Source organism: Pseudomonas allokribbensis (assembly GCF_014863605.1).
GTDB classification, from domain to species: domain Bacteria; phylum Pseudomonadota; class Gammaproteobacteria; order Pseudomonadales; family Pseudomonadaceae; genus Aquipseudomonas; species Aquipseudomonas allokribbensis.
Genome location: NZ_CP062252.1, coordinates 2555646 through 2572567, shown reverse-complemented (window position 1 = coordinate 2572567; position 16922 = coordinate 2555646). Strand labels below are relative to the sequence as shown.

The following is a 16922-nucleotide window of genomic DNA, read 5'->3' as shown; positions in this document are numbered from 1 at the left end:
GGACTGTTCACAAATGACGACTGTTCAACTCCCCGCCCCGCCATGCGCCTCTTCAAAGAAATAATCCTTCCAGCTGTCCGCCTTGTTTTTCAGCACACCCAGCTCCTGCAACTTCTCTGCATATATGTAGGTGCGTTGCGGTACCACGGTGAAATCGATTTCCGGATCGGTAACGATTTTCTCCACCAGCGCCAACGGCAACTTCGACTGTTCAACACGAATGTAAGCTTGTGCGGCCGCAGGCTTGTCGGCCTTGATGATCTGCTCGGCCTCGACCAGTGCGTCGTAGAACGCCCTGTAGGTTTTCGGGTTTTCGTCGTGGAATTTTTCCGTGGTGTACAGCACGTTGAAGGTGGCCTGGCCGCCGAGCACATCGTAGGAACTCAGCACTTTATGCACGTTGGGATTCTGCAACGCCTGGTACTGGAATGGCGGACTGGAGAAATGTGCGTTGATTTCCGAGCCGCCGGCGATCAACGCGGCCGTGGCATCCGGGTGCGGCAGGCTGACGGAGATGTCGTCGAATTTCTTGTATTGGTCATTACCGAATTCTTTGGCCGTTTCGATCTGCAGAGTGCGGGACTGGAAACCCACGCCCGCCGCCGGCACGGCGATGCGATCCTTGTCGCTGAAGTCCTTGAGGGTTTTCACGTTCGGGTTATTGGTCAGCAGGTAGTTGGGCATCGAGCCCAGCGAAGCGATGGCCTTGACGTTCTGTTTGCCCTTGGTGCGATCCCACACAGTGAGCATCGGTGGCACGCCGGCCGAGACCACATCCAGCGATCCGGTCAGCAGCGCTTCGTTCATGGCGGTAGCGCCGGAAATGCTGTTCCAGTCGACCTTGATGTCCAGCCCCTGAGCCTTGCCGTGCTTTTCGATCAGGTGCTGATCGCGCACCACATCCAGAATCAGATAACCGATACCGAATTGCTGGGCGATGCTGATCTTGCCTTCGGCTTGAGCAGTGTTGCCGAGCAGAGCGCCAGCCAACGAAGCCGCCAGCAGCGTCAGTGCAGAACGTTTGAACGGTAGGGCCATGACAACCTCGCAGTGATTTTCTGGGAAATCTGTGAGGCGGGACTCTATCGCTATAAAAAACGAAATTTAAATACCGTTATCGCATATTGATATCATCTGAAAATCAGGCCTCCAGAAAAGCCTGCAAGTCCGCTCCCAAGCCATCGAACACCGCTGAAACCCGTTGAACCCGGCGCATGTCCTGATGCATTGCAATCCACACATCCACCGTAAAGTCCACCTGACCGGGCAGGACTCGCACCAGTCCATGTCGCTGGGCCAGTTGCCGAAAACTCACGCCAATCCCCAGACCCGCGCGCAACGCCGCCCATTGCGCCAGATGATCATCGGTGCGGATGGCCGTGTGCTCTGCCGAACAATCGAAGCCGCGCGCACATAGAAACTCGATCTCGCCCCCATGACGATCCGGGCCGATCAGCGGAAGCCGGCGCAAGTCCTCAACCGTTTCAGGCACGCCCTGCTCCGCCAGCAATTCGGGTGTGGCGTAGAGGCCCACGTGCAGATCGCCGACCTTGCGCGCCACCACCGAAGCTTCGGTCGGACGGCGGATGCGCACGGCTACGTCGGCCTCCTGCTGTGAGAGGGTTTGCAGACGATTCGACACGTTCAATTCCAGCGCCAATTGCGGGTGTTGCTGACGCAGGCGGCGCAACATCGGCGGCAGGATCTCGACGCCCAACAGCTTGCCGGCGGTCAGGCGCACGGTGCCGCTGGTTTGCGCCACGTCAGCGGAAGCGGCGCGGTTGAAAGCATTGGCGGCCAGGGCCATGGCTTCGACGTGACCGATCAACTCCTTGGCAGTCTCGGTCGGCAACAGCCCCGAGGGTGAGCGAATGAACAGGCTGACGCCGACACTCTGCTCCAGCGCCTCGATCCGCCGCCGTGCCGTGGCCTGGGCAATGCCCAGCAAGCGCGCGGCGCCCGACAGACTGCCGGTGCGCAGTACCGCGAGAAAGGCGCGCTGGGTTTCCCAATGAAGTTGTGGAGCGTTCATACATTTCCTGTGAGCGGTTGGGCAGTTTTGGCCGATGTTCATTCACCGGGGTCTGCGGCATGCTGCGCGAGCATACCGCACGGGCCTTGCGCCCGGCATCGAACCCGCAGTTGAAGGAGCCTTGCCCATGACACTCACCGGCCAATGTCGCTGCAGTGCCGTCCGTTATCAGTTGAACACCGAAGTGCCGCCGGCCATCTACGCCTGCCATTGCACGGATTGCCAGACCTGGAGCGGCAGTGCCTTTGCACTGCATGCCCTGCTGCCCACCGACGCCCTGACGCTGACCGGACCGTTGGCCACTTATGCCTACGATCTCAATGGGCAACACGCCGAACATCAGCTGTGCAGTGTCTGCCATACGCGTCTGTGCAACACCACCACGGCCGCACCGGGGATGAGCGTTCTGCGCGCCGGCACGCTCGATGAAAGCCGCTCACTGCAACCGATGGCACACATCTGGGTCAGTCACAAACAACCTTGGCTGACGCTGCCCGAGGGGCTGCCGAGCTGGCCGCAAAGCCCGACCCCGCAGGCCTTCGGCAAAGCCCTCATGGCGTACGCTGGTTGAACCAGGTTCTGAGCCCGTCGGCGTTCGACGACAAGCGTTTCGCGGTGTCCACAAACGGCGTGACGATCAGGCTGTACAGCGTCAGATAACGCGTGCGGTCCTGCTCGCCCGTGCCGAAGCGCAAGACTTCGGGTTTTGAAGTGGTGACGTACAACGTGCCGAACATCCAGTCCCACAGCGACAGGTTGATTGCGAAATTCTTGTTGAAATGTCGCGGTGCGTCGCTGTGGTGGATCTGGTGCTGGGCCGGGCTGTTGAGCACGTGTTCCACCGACGGCCCGAACGACAGCCAGACATGGCTGTGCCGCAGATTGGCCCCCAGGCTGTTGATGATCAGTGCCAGCCACGTTACGCCGAATAGCGTGTAGCGGCTGACCTCCCCGCCACAGGCATACCAGACCACGCCGGCAAAAGCGCCAAGGCCGGCGGTGATGACGACTCGTTCGAAGATCGATTCGACGATGTGAATGCGGCTGGCGGTGGCCGGCACCAGCACCGGTGCCGAATGATGGACCTTATGAAATTCCCACAGAAAACGGGAATGAAAGGCGCGGTGAATCCAGTAGTGCAAAAAGTCTCTGAACACAAATACGCCGAGGCCGTACAACAATGCGATCGAGGGGTGATCCGAGACCTGCTCGCGGGCGCCCCAGAGCCGGGTGAAAAACTGCACGTAATCACCCGAGCGCAGAATATGCGGGTCGACCAGCGCCACGACCGGCAACACCAGCGCGACCCGCAGAATGCCCTTGATGAAGTAGTAGCGATAATCCAGCCACGCCGAGCGATGCCCATGCACGCGACCGCCGCCAAGGAACTGCCAGAAGGTTGGGGCCTCGGTCAGGCCTCGGGATTTTCTGTAGCGGAACAGACCATAGGCCACGCAATAGGACGTGAAGATAAACGCCACGCCAATGCGACCGTTCAGATCGAACAGGCTGAAGAACTGCTCGGCGACCGGCTCGATCAGCAGTCGGTGCAGATAAGCGTTGAGTTGCGTGAGGACATCCACGGAGGCTGGTCTCCATCAGAGGTCGGGCATTGTAAATCGCAACGTTTCGCAAATGCAGCCGAAAGGGATCAAAGGCGTAATAAACAGCCTGAAACAATTAATCCCCTGCTCCGGTACGCCGGAAAAAGCCCTCCGCCACCCCTGACATGAACGCAGGTCTGGGCCTCAGGCATTTCGCCGTGATCGCACAGCCGTTCGACAGCGGATCAGCTTCGCGTTTAAAGGGGCGATCAGACAGCCCACCCTTGGTATCATCGCGCACACTTTTATGACGGTTTGATGGCTGGAAGGTCTTTTTTGTGAGCGCTCTTTTTCAACGGCTTCGGCACCCCGACGCCCGTCTTCTCTCTCTGGTTTTTCTGGTACTGATCATACCGGTGTGCCTGCGTGCGGCACTCGGCTGGTCGAGCCTGTTCGGCTATCTTTCGGACCTGGCCATCGGCAGCCTGCTGGTGGTCCTGCTGCATCGCCGGCCGTGGTGGCTCGGGCTGCCGGTGCTAGTGTTCTGGGGCTTGCTGGCAGTGGCGACAGCTGAACTGGTCAGCGCGGTCGGACGCCTGCCCAATCCCCAGGACCTGCATTACCTGATCGACCCGCAATTCGTGGAGAACTCCACCGGCGGCGGTTTTGCCCATCCGGCGGTGGCCGGCGCATTGCTGCTGGCCCTGTTGCTGTGGCTGGCGACGCAGTGGGCAAACCGCGCGACTCCCGCCCCGGCCCTGCCCCGCGCGGCGTGGACGGCACCGGTGTTGCTGTTCGCCGCCCATTGGGGCGCACAAAACCTTTCGCCGAGCGACGCCGACCCATGGCGCCTGTACAACCTGCCGCATCAGTTGCTCGCCGCGCAGGTCGCCGACGCGCAAATGCAGGCCGAGGAATGGCTGGAAGGTGGTAGCGAAATACCCCCACCCTCGATGGCCGGGCTCACCGACCTCGACCTGAATGGTCACTCGTTACTGGCAGCCAAAGGTCAGGCGCGCAATGTCCTGATCGTTACCGTCGAGGGCATTCCCGGCGCCTACATCCGCGCCAATCGCGAGGCCATCGGCAGCCATTATCAGGAAGACCTGATGCCCAAGCTCAGCCGCTGGGCCGAGCGCGGCATGAACACGCCGGACTACGTGCTGCACACGCACCAGACCATTCGCGGCCTGTACGCCATGCTCTGCGGCGATTACGACAAGTTGAACAACGGCACGCCCAAAGGCGTGGAAATGCTGACCCAGAACGAACGCAACCAGGCCTGCCTGCCGGCCCAGTTGCGCCAGAACGGCTTCAGCACTCACTACCTGCAAGGCGCCGGCCTGCGCTTCATGGCCAAAGACAAGATCATGCCGCACATCGGCTTCGATGCGACCCATGGCCTTGAGTGGTTCACCAACGCCAACTATCTGGAATTCCCGTGGGGCAAGGACGACAAGGCGTTCTTCGAAGGCGCGCTGGGTTACGTCGGCCAACTGAAGAAACAGAAAAAGCCGTGGATGCTGACCCTGCTGACCGTCGGCACCCATCAGCCCTACTCCGCTCCGGAAGATTACCTGCAACGCTACGACACGCCGAAACAAGCCGCCGTCGGCTATCTGGACGACGCCCTTGACCAGTTTCTCAGCGGCCTCGAACGTCAGGGCGTGCTGAAAGACACGCTGGTGGTGATCACCTCGGACGAATCCCATGGCATCGATGGCGTGCGACTGGCGTCGTCCTGGGGATTCAACCTGACCCTCGCACCGGAGCAGACCCAGTTGCCGCACCTGAACGCCGGGGTCTACGGGCATGTCGATTTGAGCGCATCGATCCTCGATTACTTTGACCTGCCAGTCCCGGCAGCACTCAGTGGCCGCTCGCTGTTTCGCGACTACGACACCGGTCGCGAAATCATGTCGTTCACCAACGGCAAGCTGCGCTACCACGACGGCCACGGCATCCTGACCGAGTGCGACATGCCGCGCCGCTGCCGCGCTTACGCCAGCGAAGGTTTCATCGCCGAAAGCGCCACGTTCAAGGGCAATGCCAGCGGCCAGAATGCCCGGCAGATTGCGGCCCGCGCCGATGCGCTGGACCTGTCGCTGCTGCGCAACCCGCTGAACCAGCGCTATCAGTTCGGCAGCGACAACATCATCCCGCTGCAAGCTCAGATCAAAGATGACTGGGCCGACAACCTGATCGGCGCGCAATACCTGGAAATGCCCAAGGGCTCGCACACCCGCGTGCGTCTGACCGTGCGCTCGATGGATCCACAGCAGGCAGCCTACATCCAGCTCAAGGCCAAGGAATTCGAACAGGACGTGCAACTCGGCCTGCCTTCGGAAATGGTCGCCACGGCGGACCAGCCGCTGGAAATGGATTTCAGCTTCGACAACCCGCAACCGCGCAAGGCCTTCTCGTTCCATTTGCTGGGTTATGGGCTGGGGGCGGTGGAGGTCACGGACTTCAGCGTGATCACCGAGCTGCCGGGGCAACAGGATCTGCGGGAGGAACTCCCGGAAGACGACACCGCTCAGTCGAGCTGATGTCGACGCCAGCGTCGCGCGATTCGCGGGACGCTGGCGCAAGATCGCGGGGAACGATCAGAACGTGCTGCGCAGCCCGACCTGAATGCTTCGCCCTTCTGCCGGCGCAATGTCGCGCAGGATCGAGCTGGCGTAGCGCACAGTCTGGTTGGTCAGGTTCTCGGCATTGACGAAGGCCAGCCATTTGCTCTGGCCGACGTCAAAGTGATACCCCACATTCGCACCCAGCGTGGTGTAGCCATCGGTGCTGCTTTCATTGTCCGGCACCCGATGCTGAGCGCTGGCGTGCTCCACATCGATCCGCGCCTGCCAGCGATCCAGCTCCCAGAGCAGACCGGTGTTCAACCGCAGCGGCGCAATGCGCGGCAGATCCTGACCGTTGTCGAGGTTCTTGGCGCGGGTGTAGTCGCCCGACAATTCCAGCGCGAACTTGCCATAGGCGCTCTCGCCGAGCTGCCAGCGATCCTGGGCCTCGATACCGCTGAAGCGCGCACGGACACCGGAATAGGCGTATTCGGGAATTCCGCCCGCGTCCTCTTCCCCTTCGTCATTCAGCGTGCGGCCGGTGCCGAGCAAGCCGATGTAATTGGAGAAGTGGCTGTAGAACACGCCCACGCTGCCCTTGTGCGTGCCATTGTCAAAGCGCAGCGCCAGATCGCTGGAGACGGCTTTTTCCTTCGACAGGCCCGCATCCCCGACTTCATACGTACCGGTCGCGACGTGGGCGCCGTTGGCGTACAGCTCATAGAACGTTGGCGCCCGCTCGGTGTAGCCCAGCGTGGCGGCGACCGACCAGATCGGCGTCAGTGTGTACACCGCGCCGGACGACAGGCTGCCGGCGGTGAAACTGCTGGAGCGGTCGGCATTGGCAAAGCGCTCGTTGCCTTTGGCGTCCGGGTCGACCGTGGTGTGCTCCAGGCGACCACCAAGGGTGAACAGCAAGCGATCCGTGGCTTGCAGCTCTTCCAGAACGAACAGTGCACCGGCGTTGGTGTCGGTCTGCGGCACGAAGGCTTCTTCGCCCAGCGCCGAGAATTCATTGCGACTGACCTGTGCGCCGATCACCCCGTTGAACGGCCCCAACGGCTGGTGCCGGGCTTCGACCCGCGCTTCGTAGCCCTTGTTCTTGAACGTGGTGCCGACCTCACCGCCTTCAATTTCACGGTGCTGGTAATCGGTGTAGCCGGCGTCGAACTTGACCGAGCTGAACGGGCCTTCCAGGTTGCGGATTTCCGAGGCGAACGCGTAGTGCTCCTGCTGCATGCGAATGCGCACGTCGTCTTCGGCCGGCGAGCCGTAGTTGGAGTCGTAATTGCTGTACGACAGCCCCGCATAACCGTCGTCCCAGGTGTAAGACCCGCCCACCGCGCCGCCGTCCTGACGACCGTCGCTATTGGCCAGACGATGCTTGCTGGAATCGCCATCGTCGCCCGCCCGTTCGCGGCTGCTTTTGGCGTAGCCGGGGATTTTCAGGTCATTGAACTCGCGGGCGCTGGCGTCCAGGTGCAAGGCGAACTGGCCGTTGCCGGCCTCGAGTTTCCCCGCGCTGCTGCGGGTGGTGTCGGCGCCGCCGTAGCGCAGCTCGCCGGCACCGTGGATGCCGTCGATGGCTTCGGTCGGGATGCGGTTGTCGAAGGTGTTGACCACCCCGCCGATGGCGCTGCCGCCATACAACAACGCGGCCGGGCCACGGACGATTTCGATGCGTTCGACGTTGACCGGGTCCAGCGGCACGGCGTGGTCGTAGGACAGCGACGAGGCGTCGAGCGCGCCGACGCCGTTGCGCAGAATGCGAATGCGATCGCCGTCCTGCCCACGAATGATCGGGCGACTGGCGCCCGGCCCGAAGTAGGACGACGACACGCCCGGCTGTTTGTTCAGGGTTTCGCCCAGGCTGCCCTTCTGCTGCAGCGTCAGCTCATCGCCGCTCAACACCGTCGAGGGCGAAGCCAGGCTCTGGCTGCCCAGCGGATTGCCGGTGATGACTTGCGGTTGCAGTTCGAGGGGTTCGGCGGCGAATGCGGGGGACGTGATCAGCAGCGCAGCCGCCAACAGGCTTGGCTGGAAGGAGTGGTAACGGGAAGGCATTTCTAAATTCCGTAAGGCAGAAAAGTAAGGATCGATGCCACTGCCACACGGACAGGTCAGTGACATCGATCAGATGAAATCATTTTTATGTTATACAATAACATTTCCAATGACCATCACGATTCTTGCCTCAATGCTTACAACAACCGCTCAAACACGGGTCTTCCAAAGGAGCGCCCGGTCATTTCCCCCGTTTCGGTCTGCCGTCATCGATGTCGTAGGTGTGCCCGATCACGTACCGTCCCAAGGGCACCGCGCCACGACTCTGCTCGTAGTATTTCTGCCAGTAACAGGCCGTGCTCCAGATCGCTTCGGGGCAGGAAACCTTTGAAGCCAGGCCCGGCGTCAGGTCAAGTTGAGCGGCGGAAAACGCCACCTCCAGCATGCACGCCGAGGGGAAACCCATGTCTTCGTGCACCGGATTGGGGGTTCGCGAAACACCCCAGGCATACGCCAGCCATTTGAGAATGTGCTCCAGGGCATCGAGGCTGTTGCGATCGATCATGAACCTTTTCAGCTTCGACACCACGTCGCGCTGATCGACCGGAAACGCCAGCAACGCCAGATTCGGCCATTCGTCCTTGTTCGACAGAAACGCCAGATCCTCCTCCACCACACCGTTGCGCTCGGTCGCGAACGGTCTGGCCGGCTGGATCAAAGGCACGTGAAAGACCTTGGCGCCTGACAAGCCGTCATCCTTGATCTTGAGCAGAAAGCAGTCGGACCAATAGGACGGCAACCGGTCATTACGCAGGGCCGACTGGGCAATGCGCACCCGCGTGGCCAGTTGATCCTTGCCCCCGGCCAGCACGAGCAAGGTGGTTTTCTTCAGATCCGGCTGGCCGAGGTCCTTGAACGCACGCTCCAGCCATCCATCGTTACTCTCACTCCGGCGGCGCTCCTGCTCGACGATCTCCGGGTTGCGTCCGCTTCCACTGCGATTTTTCAACATGGTTTTTACCTCTTGAGTCGAACCTGTGCAAAACGTGGTCAATGCCGAGGGGTGAGACGAATCGTCTCCAGAGCGCGAGGCGACAGGTGGCCGCCATCCAGCGGGTACAAGGTGATGTTCATGTCGACACTGCCACCTCCCCGCAAAAAGTTGATCGTCAGAACGACGTTGCCTGAGTAATGGTCGACCCATTTCGTCTGGAAGCGTTTGGCGTCCAGATCCGTAACCGGTGGGTCGGCCTTGGTCGGCGGTCCATCGATCTGGCAAACCGGCGAGCTGACCACTTCAAACAGGCATTCCTGTCCGGTCTTGGTCCAGGTCGCCCTGGAGATGGTGCTGTAATGCACATCGCCACTGAGAAACACCACCGGGATGCCCGCCTCGCAGACCGTGCGCAGCACCCGAAGGATGATGCCGAACTGCGCGTAGCTCTGCAGATCCGAGTCCGCCCACTCGGAGTACCAGGGCGGCGCCTTGGAAAACAGCGTCTGTCCGGCGGCCAGTACGCCGATGGTCAGTTTGCCGGCGCGGTGATCGTTCAGCAGGTCGTTTTGCCACTGCACCAGATCGTCTTCGGTGGCCTTGCTCATCAAACCGTACCGGCCATCGTAAGCCCCGCCCGGATCGCGATCCGAACGAGTGTCGAGCAAAATCATGCGCAGCGGATCGACCTCGATTCGCTGCGCGCCCTGATGGGATGCGGGGTCACCGCCCAGTTGAAAGTCCTCATACAGATTGCGCCCGGCACTGGCGAGCATCTGCCGGCTCTGCGCGGTATAGGTGCAAGGCAGCCATGGCGAGAAATGCGGCGCGTTGTTCCAGTATTCGTGATCGTCGGGAATGCAGGCCGTGGGCGCCAGTTGCAACAGCGGGTCCAGCCCGTTGATCTGCTTTTCCCTCGAGAGCCAGTGCTTAGCGTACTTGTCGCCCAGCATCCGCGAGAGCGCCGGTTCGTTTCCCGGAAGGTCTTCGTGAAGCGGCAAATCCAGGTACACCTGATCACCGGCCAGCAACACCATGTCCGGGCGCGATTTGAGGCGCGATTGCAGGCTGGCGAGCGCGCCTTTGTCGTTCTTCTGGTAATAACAGGAGGCCAGCAGCATTGTGAAACCGCCGGCAAACGGTTCGGTCACCCGGGCGGGCATCTCCCGCAAGCGAACGGACGACGTTTCTCCCGCCAGGCTGACAACCACCACATGATCCCCGGGCCCCGGCGATTGCAATTCGAAAACGCCCTGATGATTGGCTGGACTGTTGCCGGAACCGGCCTGGCGCTGCTTGTCGCGCACCTCGAAGAACACCGCCGGGCCCACCGTCGCAGCCGGCGTACCGTCGATGGTGAATCGGGGAACCGGCGGATTGATTACGCCAAAGGCACCCACCCAGACCCGGAATATCCCCGGTGGGCCGATCAAAGGACGGGCAGAGAGCATCATGCGAACCTCCTGGTCATCACGTCGGGTGTCCCGAACCGCGCTGCGTCTTGCTGATATCAGCGTAGTAGCAAATCCGTCGAAGCAACCGGTAAAAGACTTTACCTATCAGGCACCAATAGTCGGCCTATTAGCTGACATTCCCAGTCGGGTCTAGCCTTACTAATCCGAAGTCGGCACGAGCCGGCCGCAGAAGACCTGATAAGGACCCGAACATGGCAAATGAATCGAAATGCCCGTTCAATCACGCCGCCGGCGGTGGCACGACGAACCGCGATTGGTGGCCGAATCAACTGAACCTGAAAATCCTGAGTCAGCACTCGCCCGCCTCCGATCCGCTGGGCCAGGACTTCGACTACGCCAAGGCTTTCAAAAGCCTGGATTTCCAGGCCCTGAAACGCGACCTGACGGCGCTGATGACCGACTCCCAGGACTGGTGGCCTGCCGACTTCGGCCACTACGGCCCGCTCTTCATCCGCATGGCCTGGCACAGTGCCGGCACCTATCGCACCGCTGACGGCCGTGGCGGCGCCGGCTCCGGCCAGCAACGCTTCGCCCCGCTCAACAGCTGGCCGGACAACGTCAGCCTCGACAAGGCCCGGCGCCTGCTGTGGCCGATCAAACAGAAATATGGCCGCAACATTTCCTGGGCCGACCTGATCGTCCTCACCGGCAACGTCGCGCTGGAATCCATGGGCTTCAAGACCTTCGGTTTCTCGGGTGGCAGGCCCGACGTGTGGGAGCCGGACGAAGACGTCTACTGGGGTTCGGAAAACAAATGGCTGGGCGGTGACACCCGTTACGGCAAACACCCCGAAGCCATGCAGGATCCGGGCGACGGCACGCTGGTCGCCGAACCCGCCGAGCACGGCCATGAACAGAGCCGCACCAACCAGGGCGAACGCAATCTGGAAAACCCGCTCGCCGCCGTGCAGATGGGCCTGATCTACGTGAACCCGGAAGGCCCCGAAGGCAATCCCGATCCGGTGGCCTCGGCCCGAGACATCCGCGAAACCTTCGCCCGCATGGCCATGAACGACGAAGAAACCGTCGCCCTGATCGCCGGTGGCCACGCCTTCGGCAAGACCCACGGCGCCGGCCCTGCCGATAACGTCGGGCCGGAACCGGAAGCCGCCGGCCTGGAAGAACAAGGCCTGGGCTGGAAAAGCACCTTCGGCACCGGTAAGGGTGGCGACACCATCACCAGCGGCCTGGAAGTGACCTGGACCACCACCCCGACCAAATGGAGCAACAACTACTTGGAAAACCTGTTCGGCTTCGAGTGGGAACTGACCAAGAGCCCGGCCGGCGCCCACCAGTGGAAACCGAAAAACGGCGCCGGGGCCGGCACCATTCCCCATGCTCATGACCCGAACAAACGCATCGACCCGACCATGCTCACCTCCGACCTGGCCCTGCGTTTCGACCCGGCCTACGAGAAGATCTCACGGCGCTTCCTGGCCAATCCCGACCAACTGGCCGACGCCTTCGCCCGCGCCTGGTACAAGCTGATCCACCGCGATATGGGCCCGCTGTCACGCTATCTCGGCCCGGAAATGCCGCAGGAAGAGTTGCTGTGGCAAGACCCGATCCCCGAGGCCAACCATCCACTGGTCGACGACAGCGATATCAGGGCACTGAAAGGCAAAGTGCTGGCGTCGGGGCTGTCCGTTTCGGAACTGGTCTCCACCGCCTGGGCGTCCGCGTCCACCTTCCGTGGTTCGGATAAACGCGGCGGCGCCAACGGCGGACGTCTGCGTCTGGCACCGCAACGCTTCTGGCAGGCCAACCAACCCGAACAACTGGACAAGGTGCTCAAAGCCCTCGAAGGCATTCAGAACGAGTTCAACACCGGGGCGTCAGGCAAGAAAGTCTCGCTGGCGGACCTGATCGTGCTGGCCGGCAATGCCGGGGTCGAACAGGCCGCGAAAAACGCCGGCCATTCGGTCACGGTGCCCTTCTCGCCCGGCCGTACCGATGCGACTCAGGAGCAGACCGACGTCGAGTCGTTCGGCTTCCTTGAACCGCACACCGACGGCTTCCGCAACTACGCCGCCAACACTTACCGCGTACCGGCCGAAGCGTTGCTGATCGACAAGGCACAACTGCTGACGCTCTCGGCGCCGGAACTGACGGTACTGGTCGGTGGCCTGCGCGTGCTGGACACCAACGTCGGCAAGACGAAGCACGGGGTGTTCACCGACAAACCCGGCACCCTGACCAACGACTTCTTCCGCAACTTGCTGGACATGGGCGTGGAGTGGAAACCAACGTCCAAAGCGGCGGATGAGTTCGAAGGTCGCGATCGCAAGACCGGCGGCGTGAAATGGACGGCAACCCGGGTCGATCTGGTGTTCGGTTCCAACGCGGTACTGCGCGCACTGGCGGAGGTGTATGCCAGTTCCGATGCGAAGGAACAGTTCGTCAACGACTTCGTTGCCGCGTGGGCGAAAGTGATGGACCTGGATCGGTTTGATCTGCGCCAATAAGGGCTTTTTACCCACCCACAAAAACGCCGCTCATTGAGCGGCGTTTTTTATTGCCCTGAAAAGACTTCAGGCAAGGCTTTTGCTGACCACCTCGTACACATCGCTGGACAACTGACCCGACGCCAGAATCCGCTCCAGCTCCGCTTTCATCAACGCCTGACGAGCGCTGTCGTACTTGCGCCAACGAGTCAACGGCGCCAATTGGCGCGAAGCGATCTGCGGGTTGAAGCCGTTCAGCTCGATCACCAGATCCGCGAGGAAGCGATAGCCCGAACCATCCGCCGCGTGGAAGTTGATCAGGTTCTGCCCGGCGAAAGCGCCGACCAGTGCACGCACCTTGTTCGGGTTCTTGATGTTGAACGCTGGGTGCTGCATCAGGGCTTTGACCCGTGCCAGACCGCCCGGCAAGGTGCTGCCGGCCTGCACGCTGAACCACTGATCCATGACCAACGGGTTGTCCTTGAAGTGCTCGGCGAAACTGGCCAGCGCCTTGGCCTTCTCGTCTTCGAACGGCGAGTTGACCAGCACCGCCAGCGCGGTGAGGCGCTCGGTCATGTTGTCACAGGCGTCGAACTGCTCCAGTGTTGCCGCCAGCACTTCGGGCTTGCCGCTGAGCATCAGGTACGACAGCGCGATGTTCTGCAGCGCGCGACGGGCGAAATGCTCGGCTTCGGCCACGTACGGGGTCTTTTTCGACAGCTCGCGGTTGGCCTGATAACGCTGCCACAAGGCATCGAACAGATTGTCCGCCAGTTGCTGACGGGCAAATTCGCGAGCGGTGTGGATCGCCTCGACATCGGCGGTTTCGCTGATTTCGGTCAGGTACGCCTCGCTCGGCAGCGAGAGCATTTCCGCGACCATCGCCTGATCCAGCGTCTGGTCAGCCAGCACAGTGCGCAGAGCGGAAATCAGACGTGGATCGAGCACCAGGCTTTCGCCCTTCTGCTGTTGGCCGATCAACTCTTGCAGCACCTGCACCGACAGTTGCTGACCGGCATCCCAGCGGTTGAAACCGTCGCTGTCGTGCTGCATCAGGAACATCAATTGGTCGCGGTTGTACGGGAAGCTCAGTTTCACCGGCGCCGAGAAACCACGCAGCAAGGACGGCAGCGGCTGTTCGGCGATGTCAACGAAGGTGAAAGTCTGCTCGGCTTCGGTTACCGAGATCACTCGGGTAGTGCCTTGGGCCGAGGCTTCACCAGCCAGACGCAGGGCGATTTCATTACCCTTGCTGTCGAGCAGACCCAGTTCCACCGGGATCACGAACGGCAGCTTTTCAACCTTGTCCGGGGTTTCCGGGCAGCTCTGACGGAAGGTCAGGCTGTAGGTTTTCGCGGCGGCATCGTACGACTCGCTCACCGCCAGACGCGGCGTACCGGCCTGGCTGTACCAGCGCTTGAACTGGGTCAGGTCGACGCCGTTGGCATCTTCCATGGCCTTGATGAAGTCGTCGCAGGTCACGGCCTGGCCGTCATGACGTTCAAAGTACAGATCGCTGCCCTTGCGGAAGCCTTCGGCGCCCAGCAGGGTGTGGATCATGCCGACCACTTCCGAGCCCTTCTCGTACACGGTCAGGGTGTAGAAGTTGGAAATCTCGATGAAGCTGTCCGGACGCACGGCGTGGGCCATCGGGCCGGCATCTTCGGCGAACTGGTGGGTACGCAGGTACGCCACGTCCTGAATGCGCTTGACCGTGGCCGAGTTCATGTCGGAGGAGAAACCGGCGTCGCGGAATACGGTGAAGCCTTCTTTCAGCGACAGCTGGAACCAGTCGCGGCAGGTCACGCGGTTGCCCGACCAGTTGTGGAAGTATTCGTGGGCGACGATCGCCTCGACCCGCTGGTGCGCGGCGTCGGTGGCGGTTTCGGCACGGGCCAGCACGGCGCTGGAGTTGAAGATGTTGAGGCCTTTGTTCTCCATCGCACCCATGTTGAAGTCGTTCACGGCGACGATCATGAAGATGTCCAGATCGTACTCGCGACCGTAGACCTCTTCGTCCCAGCGCATCGACTTCTTCAGGCTGTTCATGGCGTGCTGGCATTTGTCGATGTTTTCCGGCTCGACATAGATGCGCAGCGCCACGTTGCGCTCGGTCATGGTGGTGAAGCTGTCTTCAACGCACCACAAGTCACCGGCCACCAGCGCGAACAGATAGGCCGGTTTCATGAACGGGTCTTCCCAGGTCGCCCAGTGCCGGCCGTCTTCGCCGGGACCGCTGGCGATCGGGTTGCCGTTGGACAGCAGCACCGGATAGCTGTGCTGCTCGGCCACCACGGTGGTGGTGAACTTGCTCATCACGTCCGGGCGGTCGAGGTAATAGGTGATCTTGCGGAAACCTTCGGCCTCGCACTGGGTGCAGAACATCGTGCCGGACTTGTACAGGCCTTCCAGTGCGGTGTTGGTTTCCGGGTGGATCTTGACGCTGGTGTCGACCGTGAAGGTTTCGCTGGCCGGTTGCAGGGTCAGTTGGTTCTCGGTCAGTTGGTAGTCGTCGGCGCTCAGCTCCTGGTCTGCCAGGGTCACCGAGAGCAGCTCCAGCTGCTGGCCATCGAGCACCAGCGGCGGCAGGCCCGGGCCACGGGCCGGGTTGCGGCGCATCACCAGTTGCGCGTGGACCAGACTGTGGTCCTCGAACAACTCGAAGGTGAGGTGTGTTTCATCGATCAGGTACTCGGGCGCCTGATAGTCCTTCAGGTAAATCATCTTCGGTTGTTCGGTGCGCATGCTGAAGTCCTTATTGATGCACGGCGAGCTGATAGGCCGTGTACTTGCGAATGTTGATCACGCCGGTGTCGAAGATCAGGTACTGACCCTTGATCCCCAACAGCGTGCCTTCGGCAATCGGGTTCTTGTCCAGGTTGAAGCTGACGATCTTGGCCGGGTACTGCTCGACCGGGTAACGGATTTCCAGCGGCTCGACGTCGGTCACCGGCTGAATCGCCTGCAGACCGAAACGTTCCTGCAAGCCTTGCAGACCTTCGGCGCAGCTGTCGAACAGCTGATCGCGCACCTGTGCCAGATCCACCGCTGCCGCATCGCCCTTGAGCAAGGCGCGCCAGTTGGTCTTGTCGGCCACCTGACTGCGGAACAGGTCTTCGACGAAACCGGACTGCTGCCGCGTGGCGACGCGCATGATCGGCAGCGCTTGACTGGCGCCCTGATCGAGCCAGCGGGTCGGCAGCTGGGTGGCGCGGGTGATGCCGACCTTGATCCCCGACGAATTGGCCAGGTAGACAACGTGGTCGGTCATGCAGAACTTCTCGCCCCACTCCGGTTCCCGGCAGGTACCGGCGTCAAAGTGGCAGCGCTCCGGACTCATGATGCACACGTCGCACTGGGCCAGTCTGGTCATGCACGGGTAGCAATAACCCTGACTGAAACTGGTCTTGGTCTTGCGCCCGCAATGGGTGCAGTGAATCGCTCCCAGATATTCCAGACGCACCGTCGTGCCGATCAACGGGTTGACCGGCACCTCGACGTCATCCAGACGAAACGCGTATTGCACGTTCGGCCCGTCCAGGCGCGCCGACATTTTGCTGATTGCACCGCGGCCAATCTCGATCAATGGATGGCGTCCGACTTGAACAGGATGTTCGGCACTTCGATCGACTTCGACGCGCACTCCTGCGGGCCCATGTAACCGGTGCGTTCTTCCTCGGGCAGGTTCTGCATTTCCCAGGCGATCATTGCCTGCAACGACAGTTCACGCTGCTCGGCGGTGAGTTTGCCGCCGTCGGACCATTTGCCGATCTCTACGGCCAGTTTCAGGCTCTGGTAGATATCCGGGGTGATGTTCTTGATCAGGTCGTTAAAAGAGGACATCAGGGTCTCCGTG

The 16922-nt window shown here is 61.5% G+C and carries 12 protein-coding genes; 3 read left to right on the top strand and 9 right to left on the bottom strand.

Features of this window, described 5'->3' with window-relative positions:
• Positions 1–24: 24 nt before the first annotated feature.
• Positions 25–1038, bottom strand: coding sequence for an ABC transporter substrate-binding protein (locus IF199_RS11885; protein WP_102621872.1), 1014 nt, complete (start codon positions 1036–1038; stop codon positions 25–27).
• A 103-nt stretch (positions 1039–1141) separates the two neighbouring features.
• Entirely contained in the window at positions 1142–2032 is an 891-nt protein-coding gene (locus tag IF199_RS11880; RefSeq protein ID WP_192560479.1) for a LysR family transcriptional regulator, read from the bottom strand.
• A gap of 127 nt (positions 2033–2159) precedes the next feature.
• On the opposite strand from IF199_RS11880, the gene IF199_RS11875 reads away from it, so the two are divergent.
• Complete coding sequence (locus tag IF199_RS11875) at positions 2160–2603, top strand: GFA family protein (protein WP_192560478.1); 444 nt, start codon at positions 2160–2162, stop codon at positions 2601–2603.
• Here IF199_RS11875 and IF199_RS11870 read toward each other — a convergent pair.
• Positions 2584–3615, bottom strand: a complete 1032-nt coding sequence (locus IF199_RS11870) for a sterol desaturase family protein (RefSeq protein ID WP_192560477.1) — start codon at positions 3613–3615, stop codon at positions 2584–2586. The two genes, IF199_RS11875 and IF199_RS11870, sit on opposite strands and share 20 nt — an antisense overlap.
• Positions 3616–3914: 299 nt before the next feature.
• Between IF199_RS11870 and IF199_RS11865 the strand changes: the two genes are divergently transcribed.
• Complete coding sequence (locus IF199_RS11865; protein ID WP_192560476.1) at positions 3915–6125, top strand: LTA synthase family protein; 2211 nt, start codon at positions 3915–3917, stop codon at positions 6123–6125.
• A gap of 57 nt (positions 6126–6182) precedes the next feature.
• Here the strand turns inward: IF199_RS11865 and IF199_RS11860 are convergent, their stop codons facing one another.
• The 3 genes from IF199_RS11860 to IF199_RS11850 form a co-directional block, all read right to left on the bottom strand.
• Positions 6183–8213, bottom strand: a complete 2031-nt coding sequence (locus IF199_RS11860) for a TonB-dependent receptor (RefSeq protein WP_192560475.1) — start codon at positions 8211–8213, stop codon at positions 6183–6185.
• A gap of 181 nt (positions 8214–8394) precedes the next feature.
• Complete coding sequence (locus tag IF199_RS11855) at positions 8395–9165, bottom strand: hypothetical protein (protein WP_096820550.1); 771 nt, start codon at positions 9163–9165, stop codon at positions 8395–8397.
• A gap of 38 nt (positions 9166–9203) precedes the next feature.
• Entirely contained in the window at positions 9204–10601 is a 1398-nt protein-coding gene (locus IF199_RS11850; protein ID WP_102621878.1) for an alkaline phosphatase D family protein, read from the bottom strand.
• Between the two features lie 212 nt (positions 10602–10813).
• Between IF199_RS11850 and katG the strand changes: the two genes are divergently transcribed.
• The gene (gene katG / locus IF199_RS11845; RefSeq protein ID WP_192560474.1) at positions 10814–13087 is read left to right on the top strand and encodes a catalase/peroxidase HPI; all 2274 of its coding nucleotides are present in this window, start codon (positions 10814–10816) and stop codon (positions 13085–13087) included.
• Positions 13088–13153: 66 nt separating this feature from the next.
• Here katG and pepN read toward each other — a convergent pair whose 3' ends face one another.
• From pepN to IF199_RS11830, 3 genes are read right to left on the bottom strand one after another with little or no spacing between them, the layout of a single operon-like run.
• Positions 13154–15811: an aminopeptidase N gene (gene pepN, locus IF199_RS11840; protein ID WP_192560473.1), complete on the bottom strand. Its 2658-nt coding sequence runs from the start codon at positions 15809–15811 to the stop codon at positions 13154–13156.
• 10 nt (positions 15812–15821) lie between these two features.
• Positions 15822–16652 (bottom strand): DUF2797 domain-containing protein, encoded by an 831-nt coding sequence (locus IF199_RS11835; RefSeq protein WP_192560472.1) that lies wholly within the window; start codon positions 16650–16652, stop codon positions 15822–15824.
• Complete coding sequence (locus tag IF199_RS11830) at positions 16649–16909, bottom strand: YeaC family protein (RefSeq protein ID WP_007956913.1); 261 nt, start codon at positions 16907–16909, stop codon at positions 16649–16651. Before IF199_RS11830 ends, IF199_RS11835 begins: the two co-directional genes overlap by 4 nt.
• Between the last annotated feature and the right edge of the window lie 13 nt (positions 16910–16922).

Bases quoted from the DNA above. Each gene is read 5' to 3' on its own strand.
- IF199_RS11850 (WP_102621878.1), bottom strand. From the start codon at position 10,601: ATGATGCTCTCTGCCCGTCCTTTGATCGGCCCACCGGGGATATTCCGG.
- IF199_RS11885 (WP_102621872.1), bottom strand. From the start codon at position 1,038: ATGGCCCTACCGTTCAAACGTTCTGCACTGACGCTGCTGGCGGCTTCG.
- pepN (WP_192560473.1), bottom strand. From the start codon at position 15,811: ATGCGCACCGAACAACCGAAGATGATTTACCTGAAGGACTATCAGGCG.
- IF199_RS11880 (WP_192560479.1), bottom strand. From the start codon at position 2,032: ATGAACGCTCCACAACTTCATTGGGAAACCCAGCGCGCCTTTCTCGCG.
- IF199_RS11855 (WP_096820550.1), bottom strand. From the start codon at position 9,165: ATGTTGAAAAATCGCAGTGGAAGCGGACGCAACCCGGAGATCGTCGAG.
- IF199_RS11875 (WP_192560478.1), top strand. From the start codon at position 2,160: ATGACACTCACCGGCCAATGTCGCTGCAGTGCCGTCCGTTATCAGTTG.
- katG (WP_192560474.1), top strand. From the start codon at position 10,814: ATGGCAAATGAATCGAAATGCCCGTTCAATCACGCCGCCGGCGGTGGC.
- IF199_RS11860 (WP_192560475.1), bottom strand. From the start codon at position 8,213: ATGCCTTCCCGTTACCACTCCTTCCAGCCAAGCCTGTTGGCGGCTGCG.
- IF199_RS11830 (WP_007956913.1), bottom strand. From the start codon at position 16,909: ATGTCCTCTTTTAACGACCTGATCAAGAACATCACCCCGGATATCTAC.